This window comes from Marinobacter shunpengi (assembly GCF_045449695.1).
Lineage (GTDB): Bacteria > Pseudomonadota > Gammaproteobacteria > Pseudomonadales > Oleiphilaceae > Marinobacter.
In genome coordinates this window covers 149,484-173,758 of the sequence record NZ_JBJJKZ010000013.1, presented here as the reverse complement: position 1 = coordinate 173,758, position 24,275 = coordinate 149,484, and the positions used below count along the sequence as shown (strand labels likewise).

General features: G+C 59.0%; 19 protein-coding genes. 2 read left to right on the top strand and 17 right to left on the bottom strand.

What is annotated here, in order from left to right; genetic code table 11:
* The 12 genes from ACJO2E_RS10060 to ACJO2E_RS10005 are packed head-to-tail and all read right to left on the bottom strand — an operon-like array spanning position 1 to position 14,704.
* Entirely contained in the window at positions 1-1,155 is a 1,155-nt protein-coding gene (locus ACJO2E_RS10060; protein WP_406963741.1) for a glycosyltransferase family 4 protein, read from the bottom strand.
* A gap of 1 nt (position 1,156) precedes the next feature.
* Entirely contained in the window at positions 1,157-2,506 is a 1,350-nt protein-coding gene (locus ACJO2E_RS10055) for an O-antigen ligase family protein (protein WP_406963740.1), read from the bottom strand.
* Positions 2,506-3,678: a glycosyltransferase family 2 protein gene (locus ACJO2E_RS10050; protein ID WP_406963739.1), complete on the bottom strand. Its 1,173-nt coding sequence runs from the start codon at positions 3,676-3,678 to the stop codon at positions 2,506-2,508. Before ACJO2E_RS10050 ends, ACJO2E_RS10055 begins: the two co-directional genes overlap by 1 nt.
* Positions 3,675-4,748, bottom strand: coding sequence for a FemAB family XrtA/PEP-CTERM system-associated protein (locus ACJO2E_RS10045; protein ID WP_406963738.1), 1,074 nt, complete (start codon positions 4,746-4,748; stop codon positions 3,675-3,677). Before ACJO2E_RS10045 ends, ACJO2E_RS10050 begins: the two co-directional genes overlap by 4 nt.
* 10 nt (positions 4,749-4,758) lie before the next feature.
* The gene (locus tag ACJO2E_RS10040; protein WP_406963737.1) at positions 4,759-5,886 is read right to left on the bottom strand and encodes a GNAT family N-acetyltransferase; all 1,128 of its coding nucleotides are present in this window, start codon (positions 5,884-5,886) and stop codon (positions 4,759-4,761) included.
* Between the two features lie 30 nt (positions 5,887-5,916).
* Positions 5,917-7,743: a carbamoyltransferase family protein gene (locus ACJO2E_RS10035; RefSeq protein ID WP_406963736.1), complete on the bottom strand. Its 1,827-nt coding sequence runs from the start codon at positions 7,741-7,743 to the stop codon at positions 5,917-5,919.
* Complete coding sequence (locus ACJO2E_RS10030) at positions 7,740-8,735, bottom strand: polysaccharide deacetylase family protein (RefSeq protein ID WP_406963735.1); 996 nt, start codon at positions 8,733-8,735, stop codon at positions 7,740-7,742. The genes ACJO2E_RS10035 and ACJO2E_RS10030 overlap by 4 nt, the downstream gene beginning before the upstream one ends.
* 39 nt (positions 8,736-8,774) lie before the next feature.
* A complete protein-coding gene (locus tag ACJO2E_RS10025) occupies positions 8,775-10,100 on the bottom strand; it encodes a hypothetical protein (RefSeq protein WP_406963734.1) in 1,326 nt (441 codons plus the stop codon).
* Between the two features lie 8 nt (positions 10,101-10,108).
* Positions 10,109-11,056 (bottom strand): P-loop NTPase family protein, encoded by a 948-nt coding sequence (locus ACJO2E_RS10020; protein WP_406963733.1) that lies wholly within the window; start codon positions 11,054-11,056, stop codon positions 10,109-10,111.
* Between the two features lie 5 nt (positions 11,057-11,061).
* Complete coding sequence (locus ACJO2E_RS10015) at positions 11,062-12,633, bottom strand: XrtA system polysaccharide chain length determinant (RefSeq protein ID WP_406963732.1); 1,572 nt, start codon at positions 12,631-12,633, stop codon at positions 11,062-11,064.
* Positions 12,633-13,283 carry an XrtA/PEP-CTERM system exopolysaccharide export protein gene (locus ACJO2E_RS10010; protein WP_406963731.1) on the bottom strand — a complete coding sequence of 217 codons (651 nt, stop codon included), beginning with the start codon at positions 13,281-13,283 and terminating at the stop codon, positions 12,633-12,635. The genes ACJO2E_RS10015 and ACJO2E_RS10010 overlap by 1 nt, the downstream gene beginning before the upstream one ends.
* Positions 13,284-13,288: 5 nt before the next feature.
* Positions 13,289-14,704 carry a TIGR03013 family XrtA/PEP-CTERM system glycosyltransferase gene (locus ACJO2E_RS10005; RefSeq protein ID WP_406963730.1) on the bottom strand — a complete coding sequence of 472 codons (1,416 nt, stop codon included), beginning with the start codon at positions 14,702-14,704 and terminating at the stop codon, positions 13,289-13,291.
* A gap of 329 nt (positions 14,705-15,033) precedes the next feature.
* Here ACJO2E_RS10005 and ACJO2E_RS10000 point away from each other — a divergent pair, with 329 nt between their 5' ends.
* Positions 15,034-15,969 carry an XrtA system polysaccharide deacetylase gene (locus ACJO2E_RS10000; protein WP_406963729.1) on the top strand — a complete coding sequence of 312 codons (936 nt, stop codon included), beginning with the start codon at positions 15,034-15,036 and terminating at the stop codon, positions 15,967-15,969.
* 18 nt (positions 15,970-15,987) lie between these two features.
* Complete coding sequence (locus ACJO2E_RS09995) at positions 15,988-17,037, top strand: ExeA family protein (RefSeq protein WP_406963728.1); 1,050 nt, start codon at positions 15,988-15,990, stop codon at positions 17,035-17,037.
* Positions 17,038-17,149: 112 nt separating this feature from the next.
* Here ACJO2E_RS09995 and greA read toward each other — a convergent pair whose 3' ends face one another.
* The 5 genes from greA to dnaJ all read right to left on the bottom strand — a co-directional run bounded on the left by greA (position 17,150) and on the right by dnaJ (position 24,204).
* Positions 17,150-17,629, bottom strand: coding sequence for a transcription elongation factor GreA (greA, locus tag ACJO2E_RS09990; RefSeq protein WP_406963727.1), 480 nt, complete (start codon positions 17,627-17,629; stop codon positions 17,150-17,152).
* 2 nt (positions 17,630-17,631) lie between these two features.
* Positions 17,632-20,847, bottom strand: a complete 3,216-nt coding sequence (gene carB, locus ACJO2E_RS09985) for a carbamoyl-phosphate synthase large subunit (protein WP_406963726.1) — start codon at positions 20,845-20,847, stop codon at positions 17,632-17,634.
* Between the two features lie 69 nt (positions 20,848-20,916).
* Positions 20,917-22,047: a glutamine-hydrolyzing carbamoyl-phosphate synthase small subunit gene (carA, locus tag ACJO2E_RS09980; RefSeq protein ID WP_406963725.1), complete on the bottom strand. Its 1,131-nt coding sequence runs from the start codon at positions 22,045-22,047 to the stop codon at positions 20,917-20,919.
* 214 nt (positions 22,048-22,261) lie between these two features.
* Entirely contained in the window at positions 22,262-23,068 is an 807-nt protein-coding gene (gene dapB / locus ACJO2E_RS09975; protein WP_406963724.1) for a 4-hydroxy-tetrahydrodipicolinate reductase, read from the bottom strand.
* An 8-nt stretch (positions 23,069-23,076) separates the two neighbouring features.
* Positions 23,077-24,204 (bottom strand): molecular chaperone DnaJ, encoded by a 1,128-nt coding sequence (gene dnaJ / locus ACJO2E_RS09970; RefSeq protein WP_406963723.1) that lies wholly within the window; start codon positions 24,202-24,204, stop codon positions 23,077-23,079.
* Between the last annotated feature and the right edge of the window lie 71 nt (positions 24,205-24,275).

Sequence of the window (24,275 nt, the reverse complement as noted above, 5' to 3'; positions counted from 1 at the left end):
TCAGCCTGCCCCGTCCGCAGATCGCACTGATGCAACAGAATTTCGACCTGTCAGGTGCGCAAACAACGACTGGTATTCAGAGGCCATACGTCGAGATGAGTAGGTACTTTCAATCTTTTCCCTGGCTGCCTTTACCAGCTTTCCAGCCAACTCTGGATCTTCAAGCAGTCGTCGGCAGCAGTCCTTCAGAGCCCTCTGATCGCCCAAGGGGGCAAGCAGTCCAGTCACCTCGTGTTCAATCAATTGATCGACCCCCGGGATATCGTAGGCTGCCACAGGAACGCCCAAGGCCATGGCCTCCATCAGGCAGCGCGGGATGCCCTCCAGGGTCGAGGTCATCACAAACAGGCTGAACCGGGACACCAGTTCCAGTCGATCTGGCCTGAAGCCAAGGAAGTCGATGGCATCGGCACTTGGCATCGCCGCCGCCTGAGCTTCAAGTTCTGCACGTTGACGACCATCCCCCAGAATCTGGAGCTTAAGTGCAGGATCATCCCGATGAAGCCCGTCAAACACCTCCAGCAGCTCCGAAATGCCTTTACGGGGGATCAATTGGCCCACAAAGCCGACCACCCTGTCATCAGCTACAACCGAAGGTGGCGCCTCACTCCCCATGTCCCGGCTAAGTTCAATCTCATTCAGATCCACGCCATTGCGGATAAAATGGACTTTTCGAGCCGGCACCTTGAAATCGGCCATATTATCGACCAATTCCTCGGACAAGGGCGCAACCGCATCGAAATAGCGCAGCATAAAGGTACCCATGCGGATAAATGCCTTCAGTTTGAAGCCAACATCGCCAGAGAATCCATGAGGAGTGCTGAGGCATTTAACTCCTGCCCTACGAGCGGCTATTAATCCAAGGATGTCGGATTTGTATCCATGGGTGTGCACGATCTCGATCTGGCGGTCCTTGATAACCTTCACCAGACTGTCCACCACCTGAATGTCAAACCTTCCCGACATGGACAGATAGTGAACTTCCCCTGCTTCTCTTGGGTAAAGCTCGGCAACCGTCAGATCCTGTTTATCGCTCTCCTGTGTCACAGCCAAATCGCAAATGATATTGTCTTGATCAATATTATTCGCCAGTGCAAGAACCCAGCGCTCAGCACCGTAGAATCCTGAGGGTGTAATAAACTGAAGTATGCGCATCTTACCCACTTGAACCACCCCCAATCACGCGTCCTTTCGTTCGCAACATGTCACCTCTAGCTTCTTGGAACTTAAGATAAAAAACGTTAGATGAAATCATCACAAAAAGGATGGCCCACCAGAAAGCCTCAGCCCTGATCCGATCAATAAAGGTCGCAGCTATAAAGTAGGATATAAGGCCACATTCGATAGCCAATATCTTAAAATAATGGTTATGATTTTCCTGGCTTAACACATATTTTTTGGCTTTCCTGGACGTTGATGCGAGGCTTACAAACAAGAAAAAGAAAACAACAACACCAGGCCAACCAACGTCCGACAACAACTGGAACCAGCTTGAGTGAACCGATCGCGACGTCATATCCCCCATAAATTCGGGAGGTATATAAGTCCTACTCAGTACGTTATAACCGGATATGCCCATTCCAAACGGGTTGTCCCCGACCATATCAAACGTGGCCCACCAAAATTGCATCCTATAAGCACCGCTGGTTCGCCCCTCGTCTTCCTCGAAAGACTTGAGTGTCCCCATTCGTTCCCAGAACAAATCATCGGTCACATAAAGAGCACCTGCCGCACTTACAACGATTACAAACACGGCTGCTGCGCGCTGGCCCTTTTGCTGCCATTTGGAGAAGATCATGAAGCAGGTGAAAATTCCGGCACTCAATGCAACTGCAAGAAAGGCTCCCCGACTGTTAATCAGCACCAACGCATTGGCGATCAGCGCTCCACAGAATACAGACAGCAATTTGAGCTTCTTTGATCCTTGCCAGAAGTAGTAGAGCAAGAGAACCAAGGGCGGAGCTAAGACAGCAGCGACGCCATTACCATCGGTTCCATCAGCAAATCCGATACCTTCCACCCTGCCACTGGCATTCCGCCCCGTCCCCCAAATAAGATAGGACACATAAGTGGAGCCAATACAATACACCCACAGCGAAATATCCAGCTTTTTTTCATCATTAATCAGCTTATAAGCAACAAAAAATATGACGATCAGCTTGATGAAGTTAACGAGGAAAATCCGGTGTGTATTGGGAGCAAGTGCATAACCCAAAGCCACAACATATAGAAGAAGAAGAATGACAATCCATTTGAACGACGGATGACGAGACCAAGGGCTAACCGACGTCAACGACCGATAGTTGAGCATCATAACGAATAGCATTAACGCCGAGGCAACGAAGGAATAAGGCAATCCAGGAATGGCCGCCGCCCACCAACGGTCATCCGGATTTAACAGATAGACGAGCTGGTATAACCAAAATGCGGCAGCGCTACTGAAAAACAAAGCCGCAAAGATGCCACCAAAGAATATCAACAGGAACAACAGCGCAAACTTCGACATCAGTCCTGCTCCCGCCCCGGCCTGGCACTGTTCCAGGTCACCTGGGTTTCACCCCGAAGGGCTTTCACAATTCCCCGCAGGGCATACAGGTTCACCATCACGAAGTAGTAGGGCACCGAGATAAACAGCGGCAGGGCATTCCTGTCGGAGGCAAGGTGCCCCACTCCGGCCAGTAACAGCACCAGCAGGACGCCGGCGGCGATCAACTGGAACACCCCGTAACCCGCCAGCGCAAGTAACAGGCTGCCAATGGCGCCCACTAGAAGGAAAAGAGGAATCAGCCAACGCAGCAGCTTGTGGGAAACCACCTCCCAGGCAAAGAGGCCCACCCGGAAGGGGTTCATCACGCTCTTGACCCGCATCAGCCCGCGAATGCTGCGATTGACGATCCGCTCCTTGCGGGCGATTTCCCGCCCGAAATCACCAGCGGTTTCCTCGTAGCAGCGGGCTTCCGGATCAAAAATGCCCCGGTATCCCCTGGCGATGATCTGCAGCGGATTGACGAAGTCGTTGATGTCCTTCTGCTGGAGCGGTTCCCACAGATGCGAGCGAATGGCATAGATGGCCCCGTCGCCGCCCACCACGGAATGCAGGCGGGACTCCATGGCCTTGATGGCCAGTTCATACCGCCAGTAGAGGTTCTCGTTGTGGGCACTGGCGCCACTGTCGCTATCGGTGTAGAGCGCTGCACCCACCACGTACCCCACCTGCTCGTCGGCAAAGTTGCGGACCAGCTTGCGAATCGCATCGGGGGCGTACATGGCGTTGGCATCACTGAACACGGTGATCTCCGAGGACAACTGCTCCATGGCCAGGTTCAGCCCCATGGTCTTGCCCAGCCGGCCTTCCTGCCGGATCAGTTTGACACCGATCAGGGCGTACTCCCGGACGATGTCGTCGGTGCCGTCATCGGAGCCGTCGGATACCACCACAATGGTCAGCTTGTCCCGGGGATAATCCAGCTCCAGGGCATTTTCGAGCTTGTCGCGGATGACGTCGGCTTCGTTGTAGCAGGAAATCACCAGTGCCACCGTTGGCCGGGTTTCCCAGACACGATGGTTTGGCCCGGTGCGCCCCAGGGTCAGCAACCACAGGGCACATGGGTAGCCCGCATAAACGTAGGCGGGGATCAGCAGGCTGGTCACCGTCACCAGCAACATCAGGGTCGTCATAGGCTGATGTACTTCCTTACCGGTGGCCCCAGAAGGTTTGCCACGGATAACGGCATTCGCTGCCAGAGGGATTCAACCGTGGCCCGCAACCTGCCGGCCTGGCCCGACGATACGGTTTCAGGGCTCGGGCGGCCATCCGGCGTCATGTCGAGCCAACGCAGTTCGTGGGGCCTGGCGCCCCATTGTTTCTTGAAGCGGTAGGTGCCCTCGCCGGGGGTGGAACGGCCAAAATCGAAAACCCGGCAGCCGGCGTCGGTCACATCGGCCAGCAGTGCCCAGTACAGAAGCATGTTGGGTGCCAGCCGGTTGTACTCGGCCAGGGTGGAGGCCCAGGGAATGCTGGCCCTGACGCCGTTCACGAGAACAACCCCGGCACCGACGACCCTGTCGTCCAGGAACACCAGCCCCACCTTCATACGATCCCCGAATGCCGCCTGCAGGTCGAGGAACCAGCGCAGGCTGTGTACCGGCGACCCCAGGCGGTGCATATTGATGGCAAACACACGATAGAACTGACGGATAGCCTCCGGACCGGATTGCACCTCCGCCCGCAGGCCGTTCTTTTCGGCCTTGCGGATCTGGCTTCGCAGTTTGGGCTTGTAACTGCTGAACAGGGCCTCACTGGTTTCCGGCAAATCACAGAGCATGCTGACTTTCGCCAGAGCCTCTTCCTCATGCCCTTCAACAACGGCTCCCGGTAAGCGAAGCTGCAGGCCCTTTCCGCCACGTTGCTGAACCAGCTCCTGGGCCCGGTCACGCAACGCGGTCTCGGCCGTCTGGCTGCTGGCAAGCGGCCCTCCCAGGTCACAATAGGGCAAGGACACCCAGCGAGCCCCCAGCAACGGCACCCGAAACTCGCAAATGGGCATCACCCCAGACAGGTTACCCCCCGGAGACAGCGCCACCAGACACCAGGGGCGATGACCATAGGCCGAGGCGATGCTCTCCAGCCACGCCAGGTGGTGGTAGCCGGTGCCGTCCGGGTGCCGACTGACATAGTCGTCCCATCCCGCGGCCCGGGCCTCCCTGAGACCTGTCGAGACGACCTCAACATCGTCCGTGCCCGACATCATTTTCTCCTCAACGCCCATAGCCCGCTCCCGGCTCCCCGAGCCAGTGGTTCCTGGCTTCCCGGAGCGCGTTCTCAAGCTTCAGCTTGAAGCGAGGCCGCTGGAGGGCAATCTGGACCAGTTGACGATGACACTGACCAAGGTTCGACTTATAGCGTTCATCCCCGCCCATGAAATCGTAGTAGTGAAAACCGTGCTGGCGGTAGTCTTCGATACACAGACTGTGCCCGAGCAGCCCGGGTTTCAGTTTGTTGTCCGACTCCGTCATCATGCCACCGAGATAGAAGTACACCACTTGGTTGTGAAGCAGGTTATAAAAGGATGCGATGACATCATCCCCGGCCCGTACCGACACCAGATCCACGCCCCCCTCGGCCCATTGGCTGCGGATCAGTGACCGGTGGAAGCGGACAAAATCCGGATTGGCAAAGCCACTCTGGTCCGGACCGCTGCCCCAGCGCTCCAGGTGACGGGGGCCGATACTGTCGAACACCGCAAGCGCTTCCTCAACGCTGTCCGGCCGGACCAGCTCTACGTCGCCCCGTTTTTCGTACAGCCGGTGTGCCCGGTTGATCTGATACCGGGTATTGCGGGACAGCGTATCCAGGTAATGCTGTCCACCACGGCGCAGGGCATTCAGGTTGACGCCATAGCAGGGCGCCTCCCACCGGATGTGCTTGTGCAACCCCATGGTCCGGGCGTAGAAATCGGCCTCGTCGGCATCGATCGCCCCAACCACGAACTCGTCCCACATATCCCGCTGACGTTCCAGGAACGCCAGGCATGCGGCAGAAACATCACGATCACGGCCATGTTCCGCCAGGAAGCCGTTGTACTCGATCCAGATCTGGTCGAGGACCCTGTGCCCGGTCTGGTGTAGACGCAGGCAGCGGGATCGCAACACACCATGGCGGCGCTCATCCGATGTCACGACCATCCCCAGGCCAATCAGCCTGCCTCCTTCCAGAACCCGCAACACCCGTACATCGGGCTGGTACACCTCAAGCCAGTGCCCCAGCCACTGCCACGACAGGAAAACCGTGGGAGCCGACCGGCTTTCCAGGTCTTCCCACTCTTCCCGTAGCTGCTCCGGGGTGACGACTGGCTCCTGACTAACTTCCAGCTTGTCTGCTGTCATCAGCGCCGTGCTCCGCCCGCTGTAAATAGGTCAGTGGACCGGATTGGGCTGCTTGACCAGGAACGGTCCAATAGCCAGATAATCCAGCGCGCCCTGCACAAAAGCCCTGATCGCATCCGACGGCGAACTCACGATGGGCTCTTCGTGCATGTTGAAACTGGTGTTGATCAGGCTGGGAACGCCGCTGATCTTCTCGTACTCCTTGAGGATATCGTAGTACCCCGGGTTCACCTCCCGGCGCACCAGTTGCGGTCGGGCGGTGCCGTCCACATGAACTGCTGCCGGACAGTTCTCCCGCATGAAATCGGTGCAGTCGAAGGTGATGGTCATGAATTCCGCGCTGTGCTCGGCACCGCGAATCCCGTGGTAGCACTTTTCCCGGGCTTCATAGAGGGTTACCGGGGCAAATGGCATGAATTCGGTGCGCCCGAGACGCTTGTTCAGCCACTGGTTCACTTCCGGCTCACTGGCATGGTAGAGAATCGAACGGTTACCCAGGGCCCTGGGGCCGTATTCCATGCGTCCGTCAAAGCGGGCAACCACCTCGCCGCTGTGGATCAGCGCCGCCACTTCCGCTGCCAGGTTGTTGGGCCGGGTATACGACAGTCCCTCCGCCTCCAGGGCGGCCTCAATTTCTCGATCGCTGTAGTCGGGTCCGAAGTAGGCGCTGGTGATGGAATCCTTCACGCCCCCCGGCCAGCTGTGATAGAGGGCGGCCCCCGTGCCGCAACCGCCATCGCCCATGTTCGGGTACACGAAGATGTGGTTGACCCCTTCAAGCTCGAAAATACGCTGGTTCAGCTTGACGTTGGCGGTGACGCCACCAGACAGCACCACGGTATCGATGCCGGTCTTTTCCACCCAGTAGCGAACATAGTTGGTGGCCACCACTTCCAGGGCATGCTGGTAGGCGGCCGCCACATCGATCTTCGGGAACTTGGACGCCAGGTAACGGGAGAAATAGACGTTGTTGGCCTCATAGATCCGGTAGTCCCCGGGTTCCTGCTGGATACGATCCAACAGGATATCGCCCAGGATGGCCGGGTCACCGTAGGACGCCAGGCCGACGATCTTGCCTTCGTGACGACTGGGCTTGAAGCCAAGGCTGGAGGTCACATGCTCGTAGAGCGTCCCCAGGGAATTGGGATAGCTGATACCGTGCAGCCGATGGATCTTGCCGTCCCGCGCCTCGCTGGCGGAACCGGCCAGGCCCGATCCATAGCCGTCCAGTGTGATGCACAGAGCACGGTCGAAACCACTGCACAGGTAGCTGTTGGCCGCGTGGGAAAGGTGGTGTTCCATCCGCTTGACCGGCTTGTCCCAGCCCATTCGCTGCAATCCGCTCTCCAGGGCCTTTTCCCACTTCTGGAAGGACGCCGTTGCCTCCTCCCCCCAGTGTCGGGAGCCTTTCAGGGCGGCATTATTGGAAGCAATGCGCTGGGCGCCTGCCATGGAGTAATACGAGCTGTGCAGGAAGCCCTTTTCCATGATGGCGTTCGGGTGTTCCAGGCCATGGATCGGTTCGTTGCGATCCGGCACCCGGGTCAGCGCTTCCTTGACCTGACGGTTGAGGTCGGCGGGCTCGAACCTGCGGATAAACTCGCGTTCGTCCTCCAGGTTCTGCGTGAAAAGCTTGGCCTCATTCTCCCAGCTCAGGAACGGGTAACACACCAGGTCAAAATCACTCATCTTACTGCCGGTGTACTCCAGGGCCTTCTCAAGGGCAAGCTGCGGGAAACCATCCTGCTGCTTTACCCGGGAGAATCGCTCCTCGCCAGCGGCAAACAGGATCTGGCCATCTTCGACAACCGAGACCGTGGCGTCCTTGTCCAGTGGCGAAATACCAAGCACTTTCATGCAAACTTCTCCATCAGCGTCTTTAGCCGGGTGGGAGACGAAGCCTCCCCACCCAATTCGTTAAAAAAGAAATCGAAGAACTGCCGGAATGAGTCCAGAAACTCCTGGAGCTGCTGCTCATCCTGCACGTAACTGGTATGGCCCGGAACCACACTGGGACTGTGGAAGCTCCAGGTAAAGGTGCGTACCCCTCGACGATAAAGGTCGCGGGTCAGCTTAATGTGCTCGGACGACCGGAACCCTTCCGGCGACAGCATCAACCGGTCGACAATCCCGAGCCGTGACAGGATGCCCGGTGCCTTCAATTTGCGGAACGCCATGGCCAGATCAAAAACGGGGGGTGATAACCCACCAGCCACCCCGACAAAGCCGCCAGTCACCGGCAGCTCCAAAACCCGATTGTCCTCCGGCCCGTACCAGAACGGCCAGGCGTTTTCGTAACGGTAGTCCGGTCCGCCATCCCCCCTGGCATCCAGTGGTGGACAGATGGACAGATCAATGTCGAAACCCAGGTCATTGAGGATGGCCGTGGTGTTCGGACCATAGCCGTAGCGACCCGCCTTATAGATGTGGGGCGGTGCCCCGAAGGCATCCGCAATGGTATCCCGCAGCTCCGTCAGCTTCCGGCGTTCCAGGCTCTCGGGCAGGTTGCCCGGGTACATGTTGGAGCGGGACAGCGATTCCTCCACCGGCGGATTGACCCAGGGATGCAGATGGGCACCGATTTCACACTGGCCGGCCTCAAGGAAAGACTTCAGGGGTGCTATGCTGCGTTCCTGGCTGGCAATGGAGTAATCCACCACGTAGCAGGGCGCAATGCCATACTCGTTGAAAATATCCTGCGCCCGATGGATATGGTCCATTGCGGTGACCGCGGTAGCCTTCGGATCCGGATCTGCGTTCCAGTCGAACTCCTCCTCCGTATCAATGACCACCATGAGCTGGGGAGGCGTATCCGCGGGGAGTTGTATGGTCTTTCGATTCTCAAACACAGCGTCTTCCCTGTTCGTCCTGCAATGATGCCTGTCTGGCTACCACGCCGATTCCATGCCGTCCCAGCCGAGCGTGACAAAGACCTTTGCCCGGTACTCTTCCTCATCCGTGAACCCCCGGGTAACCGCGGTTTCAAACGAGGTTCCCCAGGTGGCCAGCTCGGTCAACTGGTGCCGATAGGTCACACTGAACCGGTGGAGTGCGTCATCAATCTCTCCCCGCTCCTCCAGGGCGTCCGCCTGCCAGCGATAGTCGAAGTCCAGCGTTTTCAACTCAGCCACCTCGAAGCCCACTCCCAGCCCGGCAAGGTACTGCCAGGTCTCATCGCTGGTGGCAACCTCTTCCTCCTGTGCCGCCTGGGCGATCACCCTGACCGTGCAAAGGTCGCAAAACCGACTGGAACTGTGGGCGAAGGTCACCTGATCCCGAACCGTAACGCCCTGGTAACGGATGGAGAATTCATCCTCAAAGCCCGGTCCGGCGATGGGGCCCAGGGCCAGGTCCAGCAGGGTACTGCTCTGGGTGCGGTCGTAACTGAAACGGGTACTGGTGAGGTCCGTTGACCAGACGCGCGCAAGGGACCCGATAATCGCCTCGTTCTCAAAACCATTGCTTTCGGCCCGGGAAAGGCCCACAGACAGGTTAAACGACCCATCCTCCAGCAGCGATTGCAGACCGACAGACACGGAGTCAAGGGTGATATCATTGGTGTCTTCCTGTTCCTCCCATGCCCTCGTGGCCATGAGAAAAACGGAGCTCAGCTCCGACACCTGGCGGGTCAGGGTGGCGTTCGCACTGACGGACTCCCCGTCTGGCACGTCCCCTTCTTCCCAGGTTTTGCCACCCTGGCCAGACACCCGGAAGGTGGTCAGGTCACCGGGATAGAAATTGACACCGGCACCGGCGCTGACCGCATTCTGGGTATCGTAGTCAAAGTTATCCACGGCAAAACCGGTGTCATTACGCACGGAGCGTATGGTATGGCCGGCATTGAAGTCGAAACGGCTGCCGGGTTCGAAGTAGTTGTAACTTGATGAGCCACGCAGCCAGAAATTGTCGTCGTCACTCCTGCCGAGACTACTGCGTTCCGTTTCGAGGCTCGCACCGTAACGGCCAATCAAGCTGTGCGGTCCCGACGAAAACTCCGCGCCGACATCGCCACTGATCCCGGCCCCGGCACGGGTGTCGCTATCATTTTCGTATCTGGTGTGGGTGAGATCCGAGAACAGAGTGGTCGTCGCGGTGTAGCGACTCTCGGGCAGACCGTCTTCCGCAGCGTAGGACACCGAAGCCTGCCCCATCAGCAACACCAGTGTCGCCACAACATGGCCTTCGGGCCACAGCTTGCGGAAAGCGCGCTCCATGCCATACCTCATTGCTGGAAAACCAGGCCGGAAAATTTCTCTGACCCGAGAGTTTCAACAGAGCTGACAATGTCGTCCGGGGTAACCTCGCCGAAAGGAACGCCAAGCACCACCTGGTTCGCATACCGCACCAGGATGTGGGCCTCGGTGCTGGCCTTGAGTGGTGGCGCATTGATGATCAGGAAACGATCCGGGTAACGGCTTCTCAGTTCCCCCATCAGGTCACGCATCCTGACGGCGGAGAACAGTTCGACGGCGGAAGCGGACTGGGTGCCGGCGGGCACCACACTGAGACGATCCACACCACTTGGGTAAATGATGTCCTTCACCTTAAGGGATTTGTCAGCCACGAAATCCGTGACGCCCAGGTTCATGGGGGAGGAAACAAGATGCCCAAGATCACTGTCCCAGGGATTGCAGTCCACCAGCAGCGCGGAACTCTGGGCATCCATGGCAAACGTGGCCGCCAGGTTAAACGCAGTCAGTACCGAATTGTCATTCTTTCCCAGGGACGAGATCAGCACCGAAAAGTTGACGGCGCCAGCCCTGTCACGCAGTTTGATACGAATCTCGCGGAACGCATCCAGTATGGCCTTGTTGGCCATACCGGGGTAGATAATCTTGCGCTCCCTGAGATCGTCCAGGCTCCAGGGGCGTGGATTGTCGATCAGGTCCAGGGATACTGACGAGTCATAGACCGACGGCGCGCGCCGTTCCCGCCTTTCCTCCACCAGGGTCCAGTTGGGGCCGGGCTCGGCAAAAGGTCGCTCCGCCCGCGCGGGGTCCTCGGACCGGCCGTGCCTGATATAGGCCGGCTCCGACGAGGTGTTGTTCTCCGCACTTTCCTGTCCGGAGTCTTCGGAAACCTCATCCATCTCTGCCGCCTGAGCAGCCCGTTCCGCACGATGACGTTCCTGGGTTTTCAGCAGAGCATTGTAGAGCTTATTGTTGTCCATGAATTCTAACCGCCCTGACCGGTGCCGGACCCGGTAATCGTGTCCATGATCTGTGCCGGCGTCACACCGAGGATGCTGAATACCATTATGGCCAGGTACACGCCCATGAACACCACCAGGATACCGACGATGAATATCACATCCTTGCGAAGCAAACGTTCCTTCCAGGTACTCGAGTAATGCGGAACGGAAGCCAGCACGGGGATGTCTTCCGGAAGCTGCGTCAGCAACGTCCGGCTGGAACGGACCCGGTTATCGAACATGACCAGGGCCACCAACAGCCCCAGAACCATGGTTCCGCCCAGGAACGGGCCCGCCATGCCAACCTCGTACAACTGCAATCCATCCCAGTGGGTGGGATAGGAGGCGGGCTCCTGAATACGATAACTCACACCCTGCCCTTGCACATCCAGCGTCATGGACAGACGGGCTTTTTCGCGGCGCTGCAACATGTCCTCATACACGCCTTTCGTTACATCGTAGTCACGGGTCAGTTCGGACAGTTCCGCCTGATTGGCCGCCACACGTTCGGCCCGCTCAAAGGCTTCTTCCAGGAGATTCTCCAGGGATGTAAGTCGCTTGCGCTGAACCTCAAGGTCTGTCTGGGCGTCGGTCAGTTTCAGGCGTAACTGTTCGTAAACCGGGTTCTCGATAACCTCGCTGGATCCCACACTCCGTTGACCGACATCGCCCCTTGCCTTACGGGCCCGCAAATCCTCAAGCTGTCCAAGCACGGAGGAAACGTCCGGATGGGTGTCGTGGTATTTGAGCCTCAGGTCGGATAGCGACTGCTCAAGCTGGGCAATCTTCCGGTCCACTTCCGATAACCCGCCACCGGTACTGACCGACCGGTATGGCCGCTCTTCCTGAAGCTGGGAAGTGGTCAGTTCAACTTCCTGTTCACTCTGCTGAATTTCCAGCTTGAGATTCTCAATATCACTTCTGAGACTTTCGATCCTGGCCTGTACGCTGGACTGCGTTCCATCCTGGTTGCTGCCCCGGAACTCCTTCAACCGGGCTTCCGCTTCTTCCAATTGCCTCTTGTAGCTCTTGACCTGGGCGTCGATAAACTCATAGGCGCCCTCGCTCTCTGATCGCTTCTTGCTGGAGGTGCGCTCGATGAAGCGGTTCAGAGCTGCGCTCAGCACGCGGAACGACTGGTCCGGATCGCCACTCCGGTAACTGAGCTCAAGGAAATTGCGGTTCGACACCCGCATATTGAGGGTATCCCGGAGCTGGCCGGTAACACCGTTCTTCTCCACATCCGTTTCACCGCCAAGAAGCAGCCCGGAGTCGAAGGCCACCTGCTCCAGGTAAGAGCGGCTTTGCAGCATTTCACGGGCCTCGTTGACCCGATCAATGGGGGTCACTTCCGCGCTGCCACGAAGCAATGGCTCGAGGATCGTTGAGGAATCCGCGTACAGCAACGCCTCGGAGGTGTAGGTTTTGGGCGTCACGTACCCCAGTCCCAGGACCCCGGCCGTCACGCACATGAAGATGATGGCGGCCAGCACCCGATAACGGTAAAGCTCCAGCTTGACCGCGTTGATCATATCGAGAATGTACCGCCAGTCCATCAGAGTTCTCCGCGCAGCAGGGTCTTGCGTGGGACACTGACCACGTCACCCGGCTGGATGGTGTAATTGGTTCTCATATCACCATCTTCCAGGATGGCTTCCAGGTCCAGGCCAAAGCTCTCATACTCTTCGCCGGTATGGCGATGCATAACCGCCCGGTCCCCTGCCGCGAACGGGGTCAGACCGCCGGCTTCCAGTACCAGGTCAAGCACGGTCATACCCTGCCGGTAGGCCACGGAAATCGGCTGCCCCACCTGGCCGGTGATACGCACGCGATTGCGGTATTCCGCGCTGACCGGACTGTTGACCATCACGGTCACTTCCGGGCTGCGAATGACTTCGCTCAGCCCCGCGCTGATTTCATCCGCCAGGTCCTCCGGCCTCAGCCCCTCGGCTTCCACATCCCCCATCAGGGGCATGGAGATATGGCCATCAGGCCGGACCACAATGCTCTGGGTCAGCTCAGGGTTCCGCCATACGTGGATCGACACGGTGTCGCCCACCCCAATGCGGTAGGGTTCCGGCTCCGTGGCCGTCACGGGCGGGCTAGGGTTATTACCACCTTCCGGCACGCCGGCACAGGCGGCCAGAAAGCCGGCCAGCATGACCATGACGGCCGTCTGCAGCGCTGTTATCCGCTTGGTATCCATATCGTTTATCGCACCCCTTTGCCCAGTAACACCACTTCAACGGTCTGGATCATGATCAGGAAATCCATCACGATGCTGTGGTTCTTCGAGTAATACAGGTCGTATTCCAGCTTTCCCCGGGCGTCCTCAATGGATGCGCCGTAGGGGTAATTCAGCTGGGCCCACCCCATAAGTCCCGGCTTCACGTAATGCCGGGTGTTATAGAATGGCACCTGCTCCTTTAACTGTTCGACAAATTCCGGCCTCTCCGGACGGGGGCCGACGAAACTCATCTCCCCCTTGATCACGTTCCACAACTGGGGCAGCTCGTCCAGCCGCGTATTGCGAATGAAGGCGCCGACCCGGGTCACACGACTGTCGTTCTGGGAAGCCCAGCGGGCCTTGCCGTCCTTTTCCGCGTCCTGGCGCATGCTGCGGAACTTGTAGATCCGGAAGGTTCTGCCCCGTGCGCCGACACGGTTCTGGCTATAGAGGATAGGTCGTCCACTTTCCAGCACGACGGCCAGGGCGGTCAATACCATGAATGGCGCCAGCACCACGGTGAGCAAAAGACTGATAACCAGGTCCACCACCCTTTTGGTCATATCCCGTGACTTGGAGGCCTTGAAACCGTCGGAAAACAGGATCCAGGATGGATGAACCAGCTCCAGCCGGGCCTTTTTCAGCTCACGCTCGTAAAAGGCCACGGCGTCGGTCACCTCGACGCCACGAAGCTTGCACTCCATCAATGACTCCACCGGAAGCTGCCCTCCCTCATTACGGCGGCGCTCCTGCTGGGCAATGACGATCTCCGAGATCCTGTTCTGCTGGCAGAATTCAAAGAAATCCGTGGGCGCAGGCAGATGGTGACGGCGGTCAACCCTGGGGTCGGCGGAGTCGGGGATGCACCCCATAATACGGATACCCGAGGCCTTCAGGTTGGTCTGGTAATCCGTCATCAGCGACTCGGCGAACTCGCCACCGCCATAGATCACCACACGCCGGGCCAGTTGGTCGGAATCCACAACCTTGAGGAAAAGCTGCCGGATCACAGTGACCAGCAGGATCGCCAGCAATACGGCCAGGAAAAGCTTGTCACTGCCGGGGCTGACATTGGGCAGGACCATATAGAGAATCGTGAGGGCAAGCCCGCCCAGGAAACAGAAGGCCACCAGGGTGCGGAAGAACATGGAGGCAAAACCTTCCCGTACCATGGCGAAATACACGCCCATGGCCAGGGTGCCGCAGCTCATGACGAGGGCAAACAGCAGGGCGGAACCCGCACCGGTGTCAAACCCCGAACCATATCCGCCCAACTGGTCCAGCACGAACCCCAGCAGGTACAACGTTCCGAAAAGTACCGCAAATTCCAGGGCGCCAAGCACCAGGTATGGAAGATGCAGGTAATGTTTTCTGATGCGTATATAGGACACACCAAACATCCTTGTCGTCTCTATAAAACTCGATGGGCCGGCACTGTCAAGAAGTGAGACGGTACCAGGTCAGCCCGCAGCTAACCGAATCTGTCAGACGACGCGTGAGAGCTTTATTTCCTGAAGTTCATTTTGCGCCCGACATATGACAATCTCAAGGTGCCATGTATCAATCTGTAACGGAATTTTACAACTATTTACGTTGTCATGCGACAATGTTCGGAAGTCGGCCCCGAATGGCGATGACAAGTGGGTCCGTTAAGGCTACTATTTGAACGGATTCGGGGTCTGGACAGATCCCGTTGTGGTTTGTAGGGAGACGGAGAACGGAGCCTCCTATGACGGAACCAGTTCAATCGACCGCCCGCGAGGACGGTCACCGCGCAAGGACACTGCATGCGCTGAGTGTTGATGTGGAGGACTACTTTCACGTTGCCGCCCTGTCCGGTGTGATTGCCCCCAAAGACTGGGAAACACTCCCGTCCCGCGTGGAACAGAACACGGAGCGACTGCTGGAGCTGTTCGACCGTCGCCAGGTCAAGTGCACCTTCTTCGTGCTGGGGTGGGTAGCCGAACGCTATCCGGCCCTGATCCGCAAGCTGGCCGACCACGGGCACGAAATAGCCTCCCACGGTTACAGCCACCAACTGGTCTACAACCAGACCCCGGCGGTGTTCGCCGAGGAAACCCGCAAATCCAAGGCGATACTGGAAGACATCATCCAGCAGCCGGTCACGGGTTACCGGGCAGCCAGCTACTCCATTACCCGGGAATCCCTATGGGCCCTGGACATCCTGGCCGAACTTGGCTTCACCTGGGATTCCAGCATTTTCCCCATTCACCATGACCGGTATGGCATACCGGATTCTCCCAGGACGCCGTATACCATCCAGACCAGTACGGGCACCGCCTTGCGGGAGTTTCCGCTGGCCACGGCGAAGCTATTCCGCATGAGCATTCCGGCTGCGGGGGGAGGCTATTTCCGGCAGTTCCCCTACCCGCTGTTCCGGCACCTGTTCCGAATGGCCAGCGCCGGGGACACCCAACCACAGATGTTTTACCTGCACCCGTGGGAAATCGACCCGGATCAGCCCAGGTATGACAATGCCAGCTGGTTCTCCCGTTTTCGTCACTACACCAACCTGGATAAATGTTACGGTCGACTGGAACGCTTGCTGGGGGACTTTCGCTTTGGCACGGTAAGTCAGAGCTACGAGGAATATAAGCCGGATCGAATCAAGCTTCACCAGAACGAGATGATTCGCCTGGCCTGACCACGACGGACGACCAACATGTACCTGGAACACTTCGGATTACGCCGACACCCCTTCCGGATGACCCCGGAAGATGATTTTGTCTATATGAGCCAGCAGCACTCCCGGGCGTTCGTGTACATGAACTCCGCTATCTGGAGTCCGGAAGGGTTTGTGGTTATCAGTGGTGAAATCGGCTCGGGCAAGACCACCCTGCTCAAGAAGACCATCCGCAGCCTGGACGGCAACCTGAAACTGTTGCACGTCTCCTACACCAACCTGAAATCCGACGATTTCTTCCGCCTGCTGATCCACCAGGCGGGCATCAAGACCGAAATGGACAGCAAGGTCACCATGCTGTTCGCCATCATGGACTACCTGCAGATGATGGCGGATCGCGGGACGCCGGTAGTACTGGCGGTGGACGAAGCCCAGAACCTGACCAAGGAAAATCTCGAGGATATCCGTATGCTGGCGGGCCTGGAGGGCCTGGGCGGTCCCGCCATGCGGGTGATCCTCCTGGGCCAGCCGGAACTCAAGGATCACATCCACAAGATCCAGCAGCTTTCCCAACGGGTGAAGCTGTTCTTCCACCTGGAAGGACTGTCCGAGAAGGAAACCGGCGAGTACATCGACTATCGCCTGCTGGTAGCCGGCCACAAGGGTGCCCCGCTGTTCGACGAAGCCATGATCCACGATATCTTTACCATGAGCGCCGGCATCCCACGGGTCATCAACAAGCTCTGTGACGGACTGATGATGTGTGCCTATTCCGATGAGCGGGATGTGCTGGACCGGCGTGATCTCAAGGAAATCCGCAAGGATCTGTTGGGCGATGCCCCCGATCCGGACAGGAAACCTTCCATCCCCACCAGCACCAGTTCAGCGGACTTTGAACCACCGGCGGCGGCATCAACACCGCTGAGCGGCAGCAGTGAACTGGGCAATACCCTCTCTCGCATTGCCGATGCCCTTGAGGGCATTGACCGCAAGATCGGCATGCTACTGCACGACAAGGCGGAAACCCCACCGCCCCAGGACTCGGGCAACGTCAAACCCCTGTCGCCGGGCCGGCACCGGAGTAACTGAACACCAAGGGCCTTCGCCATCGCCAATCCGGGTCCGCACTCCATAAACAAAGCCCTTCCCCCTGACGGGAGAAGGGCTTCATATAAAGCGCGCCGGCAACGTTGGCGGAGCTTCAGATATGCTCCACTTCCTCAATTTCGTATTCCACCGTACCGGAAGGCACACGGATCGCCACCACGTCGCCTTCGCTCTTGCCCACCAGAGCTCGGGCGATGGGAGATGAAATGGAGATCTTGCCCCCCTTGATGTCGGCCTCGTCCTCGCCAACGATCTGGTAGACCACCTGTTCGTCCGTCTCCACATTGAGCAGGTGGACGGTGGTGCCGAAAATCACCTTGCCGGTGTTCTCAATGGTGGTGACATCGATCACCTGGGCGGCGGCCAGCTTGCTTTCGATCTCCTGGATTCGCCCCTCGATAAAGCCCTGCTGCTCCCGGGCGGCATGGTACTCGGCGTTTTCCTTGAGATCGCCGTGCTCACGAGCGTCGGCGATGGCCTCGATCACCTTGGGGCGCTCGACAGACTTGAGCTGCTGAAGCTCTTCCCGCAGGCGTGCTTCACCATAGATGGTCATGGGTACTCGAGTCGTCATAGTCACTTTCCTGAATGCAGTTCCTGCAGACGGCGCACCGTCCGCTCGGGTCCGAATTTGATCGCGCGGCAGAAGGCTTCGCCCCCTGCCAGCGTGGTTGTATAGGTCACTTTGTGCTGGAGGGCCGACTGGCGAATCTGGGCGGAATCAGCAATGGCCTTGCGCCCCTCCGTGGTATTGATGATCAGTTGCACCTGGCCATTCTTGATGGCATCAACAATGTGCGGACGGCCTTCGCCCACCTTGTTGACCCGTTCGACATCCATCCCGGCCTCACTGATAACCCGGGCGGTGCCGGTGGTGGCCACCAGACTGAAACCGGCGTCCACCAGGTCACGGGCCAGCTTGACCACACCGGCCTTGTCCACTTCACGCACGGAGATAAACGCCGTGCCCTTGGCCGGCAACCGCTCCCCGGCGGCCAGGGCCGCCTTGGCGAAGGCTTCGTCAAAGCTGTCGCCAATGCCCATCACCTCACCGGTGGACTTCATTTCCGGCCCGAGGATCGGGTCCACCGCCGGGAACTTATTGAACGGGAAGACGGATTCCTTCACCGAGTAGTGGGTCGGTACGATTTCAGTGGTAAAACCCTGCTCCTTCAGGCTGCGACCAGCCATGCAACGGGCGGCCACCTTGGCCAGGGAGACGCCCACCGCCTTGGAGACGAATGGCACCGTCCGGGACGCACGGGGGTTCACCTCGATTACGTAGATCTCGCCGTCCTGCCAAGCCAACTGCACGTTCATCAGGCCCACGACATCCAGTTCCAGGGCCATTTTCCTGACCGCCTCGCGCATCTCGTCCTGCACGTCTTTCGGCAGGGTATAGGGCGGCAGGGAGCAGGCGGAATCGCCCGAGTGAACGCCGGCCTGCTCGATATGCTGCATGATGCCGCCGATCACCACGTCTTCGCCGTCACAGATGGCGTCGATGTCCACCTCGATGGCAGCATTGAGGAAGTGGTCCAGCAGCACCGGGCTGTCATTGGAGACCAGCACGGCGTCGCGCATGTAGCGCACCAGCTCTTCCTCGTTATAGACGATCTCCATGGCACGGCCACCCAGAACGTAGGACGGGCGGACCACCAGCGGGTAGCCAATCTCCCGGGCCACCAGGATGCCCTCCTCATGGCTGCGCACCGTGGCGTTTTCCGGCTGCTTCAGGCCCAGGCGGGTGATCATCTGCTGGAAACGCTCCCGGTCCTCGGCACGGTCGATGGCGTCCGGCGAGGTGCCGATAATGGGCACACCGGCAGCCTCAAGGCCACGGGACAGCTTCAGCGGTGTCTGGCCGCCGTACTGGACGATGACCCCCTTGGGCTTCTCCTTGTAGACAATCTCCAGCACGTCTTCCAGGGTGATGGGCTCAAAATAGAGCCGGTCACTGGTGTCGTAGTCGGTGGAGACGGTCTCCGGGTTGCAGTTGATCATGATGGTTTCATAACCGTCCTCGCGCATCGCCAGGGCGGCATGGACACAGCAGTAATCGAACTCGATACCCTGGCCGATACGGTTGGGGCCACCACCGATGACCACGATTTTTTCCCGGTCGGATATGTCTGCCTCGCACTCCTCCTCATAGGTGGAGTACATGTAGGCGGTGGAGGAGGCAAACTCGGCGGCACAGGTGTCCACCCGCTTGTACACCGGGCGTACGTCCAGTTCATGGCGCAGCTTGCGCAGCGACACCTCGGAGATACCAAGCAGTTTCGCCAGCCGGCCATCGGAGAAGCCCTTGCGCTTCAGGCGGAACAGGGTATCCCGATCGATGTCGGAGGTGCCGGCCGTTTTCAGCGATGCCTCTTCCAGGATGAGGTCTTCAATCTGCACCAGGTACCAGGGATCCACTTTCGTGTGACGGAAGACTTCGTCAACCGTCATACCGGCACGGAAAGCCTCGCCGATGTACCAGATACGCTCCGCACCCGGCACATTCAACTCCTTGATCAGCGTTTCGCGACCGCTGGTGCTATCCAGGTCCACCTTTTCCTCGAACCCTTCCGAGCCCACTTCCAGGCCGCGGAGGGCTTTCTGCATGGACTCCTGGAAGGTGCGGCCGATGGCCATCACCTCACCCACCGACTTCATCTGGGTGGTCAGGCGAGCGTCCGCCTGGGGGAACTTCTCGAAGGTGAAGCGGGGAATCTTGGTGACCACATAGTCGATACTCGGCTCGAAAGACGCCGGCGTTATGCCGCCGGTGATGTCGTTCTGCAGCTCGTCCAGGGTGTAACCAACGGCCAGTTTCGCAGCCACCTTGGCGATGGGGAAACCGGTGGCCTTGGAGGCCAGAGCCGAGGAGCGGGACACCCGGGGATTCATCTCGATGACCACCATGCGCCCGTTATCCGGGTTGACACCGAACTGCACGTTGGAACCACCGGTTTCCACACCGATCTCACGCAGCACCGCCAGCGAGGCGTTCCGCATGATCTGGTATTCCTTGTCGGTGAGGGTCTGGGCCGGGGCCACGGTGATGGAGTCACCGGTGTGCACGCCCATGGCGTCGAAGTTCTCGATGGCACAGACGATGATGCAGTTGTCGTTCCTGTCGCGAACGACTTCCATCTCGTATTCCTTCCAGCCGATCAGGGACTCGTCGATCAGCAGTTCGTTGGTGGGGGACAGATCCAGCCCCCGGGTGCAGATTTCCTCGAACTCCTCCCGGTTATAGGCGATGCCACCGCCGGAGCCACCCATGGTGAAGGATGGGCGGATAATACAGGGGAAACCGATGTCATCAGCTACCTGCCACGCTTCTGCCATGGAATGGGCGATGGTCGCCTTGGGGCACTCCAGGCCGATTTTCTTCATCGCCTTGTCGAAGCGGTCGCGGTCCTCGGCCTTGTCGATAGTGTCGGCATTGGCACCGATCATCTCGACGCCATGCTTGTCCAGGATACCGTGTTTTTCCAGATCCAGGGCGCAGTTCAGGGCCGTCTGGCCACCCATGGTGGGCAGCAGGGCGTCCGGTTGCTCTTTCTCAATGATCTTCTCGACCGTGCGCCAGGTGATGGGCTCGATGTAGGTGGCATCCGCCATGGCCGGGTCGGTCATGATGGTGGCGGGATTGGAGTTCACCAGGATCACCCGGTACCCCTCTTCCCGCAGGGCCTTGCAGGCCTGTGCGCCGGAATAGTCAAACTCACACGCCTGGCCAATCACAATGGGGCCAGCGCCCAGGATCAGGATGCTCTTGATGTCGGTCCGCTTTGGCATTTCTCAGTCAACCTGTCAGCAAAATTCAGATTCGTAGGGCCTTTCGGCAACGCTGTGTCGGGCGTCCGCTTACGCGGACCGTGCTTCCATCAGCCGGATAAACTCGTCAAACAACGGAGCCATATCGTGGGGCCCCGGGCTGGCTTCCGGGTGTCCCTGGAAGCTGAACGCCGGCTTGTCCGTGCGTCGGATGCCCTGGAGCGTGCCGTCGAACAGGGACTTATGGGTCGCCTCGACGTTGTCGGGCAGCGTGGTCTCGTCCACCGCGAACCCGTGGTTCTGGCTGGTGATCATCACCGTACCATCCCTGAGGCTCTGTACCGGGTGGTTGGCACCGTGATGGCCATGGCCCATCTTCACGGACTTGGCGCCACTGGCCAGGGCCAGCAACTGGTGTCCCAGACAGATGCCGAAGACCGGAACATCAGTTTCCAGCACCTCGCCAATCGCCTTGATGGCATAGTCGCAAGGCTCAGGATCGCCGGGGCCATTGGAGAGGAACACCCCGTCCGGTTTCATGGCCAGCACTTCCGACGCGGGGGTCTGGGCCGGCACGATGGTCAGGTCACAGCCACGGCTGGCCAGCATACGCAGGATGTTCTTCTTCACACCATAGTCCCAGGCGACGACCTTGAAACGGCTTTCAGTGCGCTTGCCATAGCCCTCACCCAGTACCCATTCGGTTTCGTCCCAGGTCCGGGTATCCTTGCGGCACACTTCCTTGGCGAGGTCCATGCCCTTGAGCCCCGGGAAGGCCTTGGCCAGCTCCAGGGCACGCTCGGCTGTCACACCTTCGCCCGCCACAATGGCACCATCCTGAGAGCCTTTGTCCCGCAGGATCCGGGTCAGGCGCCGGGTATCGATGCCGGCGATGCCGATGCGGTTGTTTTCCTTCAGGTAGTCGGACAGTGTCTTCTGGCTGCGCCAGTTGCTGGCCAGCAGCGGCAGGTCGCGGATAATCAGACCCGCAGCGTGGAGGTCGTCGGATTCCACATCCTCGTCATTGATGCCGGTATTACCAATATGAGGATAGGTCAGGGTCACTATCTGACGGGCGTAGGACGGGTCCGTGAGGATCTCCTGGTAGCCGGTCATGGCGGTGTTGAAAACCACCTCACCACTGGTTTCGCCGTCGGCGCCGATGGCGACTCCGTGAAACAGGCTTCCGTCTGCGAGTGCAAGGATGGCTGGTGTACTCAAGGCGTGTATCCTCAATCGGGTTCGTTTGGGCAAACGGGAACGCAAGCGCAAATTCAGGTCGCAAAAAAGCGAGAGGGGGTGTTGCCCCGTCCCGCTCTTGTATCCGCCCTCGGAAATCATCCGGACTTCCGGGCGGGCTTTGTCTTCAGGCTACGCTTGGTGCAGTTAAATCGCCTTATTGTAGGAAATATGACGATCTGTGTCCATCAGAAGCTCAGTCTTTCAGGGACAGCACATCCTGCATATCGTACAGACCGGCGGGCCTGCCCTGTAGCCAGTGGGCTGCACGAATGGCGCCCTTGGCAAACGTCATGCGGCTGCTGGCCTTGTGGGTAATCTCGATGCGCTCACCCATGGTGGCAAACAGCACGGTGTGGTCGCCCACCACATCCCCGGCCCGGATGGTCTCGAAACCAATCTCCCTCTGGGGGCGCTCGCCGGTGAACCCTTCGCGGCCGTAGACAGCACACTCCTTCAGATCCCGCCCGAGGGCGTCAGCCACGGCCTCACCCAGACGCAGGGCAGTACCAGAGGGAGCATCCTTCTTGTGGCGGTGATGAGTCTCGATGATCTCGACATCGTAGTCGTCACCCAGAACGGACGCGGCCGTCTGAAGCAGGTTTAGCACCACATTGATACCCACGCTCATGTTGGGCGCAAAGACCACGGGCACCCGGTCAGCCGCCACCTTGACCTGCTCCTTCTCCGCATCCGTCATGCCGGTGGTGCCGATAATCACCGCCTTGCCGTTCTGGCTGCAGAACTCCAGGTTCTCCAGTGTCAGGTCCGGGAAGGTGAAATCGATCAGGACGTCAAAGGCATCCTTCACATCGGCGATGCTTCCGGCCAGTGCCACGCCATTCTTGCCAATGCCGGCCATTTCACCGGCATCCGCGCCCACCAGCGAGCTTTCCGGATGGACGATGGCGGCACCCAGGGACAGATCATCCGCCTCATCGATGGCTTCGATCAGCACCTTGCCCATTCGACCGGCCGCGCCGGTTACCGCAATCCTTGTCATGGCAGACCTCAGAATTTCATTTCGTCGAAGAAGCTCTTCACACCCTCAAACCAGGAGGTTTTCCGGGGCGCGTGATTGTTACCGTTGTTGCCGTCCAGGGTTTCCTGGAACTGCTCCATCAGATCCTTCTGCTTTTTGGTCAGATTGACCGGCGTTTCCACCATGACCCGGCACAGCAAATCACCCGCAGGACCGCCACGGACCGGAGAAACGCCCTTGTTCCGCAAGCGGAACAGCTTGCCGGTCTGGGTCTCCGGGGGAATTTTCAGTTTCACGCGGCCATCGAGTGTCGGCACTTCCAGCTCACCGCCGAGGGCGGCGTCCACGATACTGATGGGCACCTCGCAATAGAGGTTACGACCGTCCCGGGTGAAGATGGAATGTTCACGGACCGCGATCTGCACGTACAGGTCGCCTGCCGGTGCGCCATCAACGCCCATCTCACCTTCTCCGGACAAGCGGATCCGATCGCCGGTATCAACACCTGGAGGAACCTTGACGGACAGGGTCTTCTCTTCCTGGAGGCGCCCGGCACCATGACACTTGCTGCACGGATCCTTGATCACCTTGCCGTTACCGCGACAGGTGGGACACGCCTGCTGGACCGTGAAAAAGCCCTGCTGCATGCGAACCTGCCCCATGCCCTTACAGGTGCCACAGGTTTCCGGCCTGGAGCCCTTGGCGGCACCGCTGCCCTCGCACAGGTCGCATTCCACATGGCCAGGCACGCGAATCTTCACCGTGGTGCCGTGAACAGCCTCCTCCAGGTCAAGCTCCAGGGTATAGCGCAGGTCGGCCCCCCGGTTGCTGCGGCCCCGGCCGCCGCCACCAAAGATATCACCGAACACATCCCCGAAGATGTCGGAGAAACTGGCACCACCGCCGCCAAAGCCGCCGCCTCCGGCCTGGCCATCCACTCCGGCATGGCCGAACTGGTCGTAGGCGGCGCGCTTGTTGGCATCCATCAGCACGTCGTAGGCTTCCGTGGCCTCCTTGAACTTCGCCTCGGCTTCGGCGTCGTCCGGGTTACGGTCCGGATGGTACTTCATGGCGAGCTTGCGGTAGGCTCGCTTGATCTCCTTCTCGTCCGTATCCCGGGATACCCCGAGAACGTCGTAGTAGTCACGTTTGGCCATTCTGGAAAACCTTGTTGAAAAACCTGTCTGTGCTAATCAAATTCGGGCCCGGGTATCCGGAAACCCGCCAT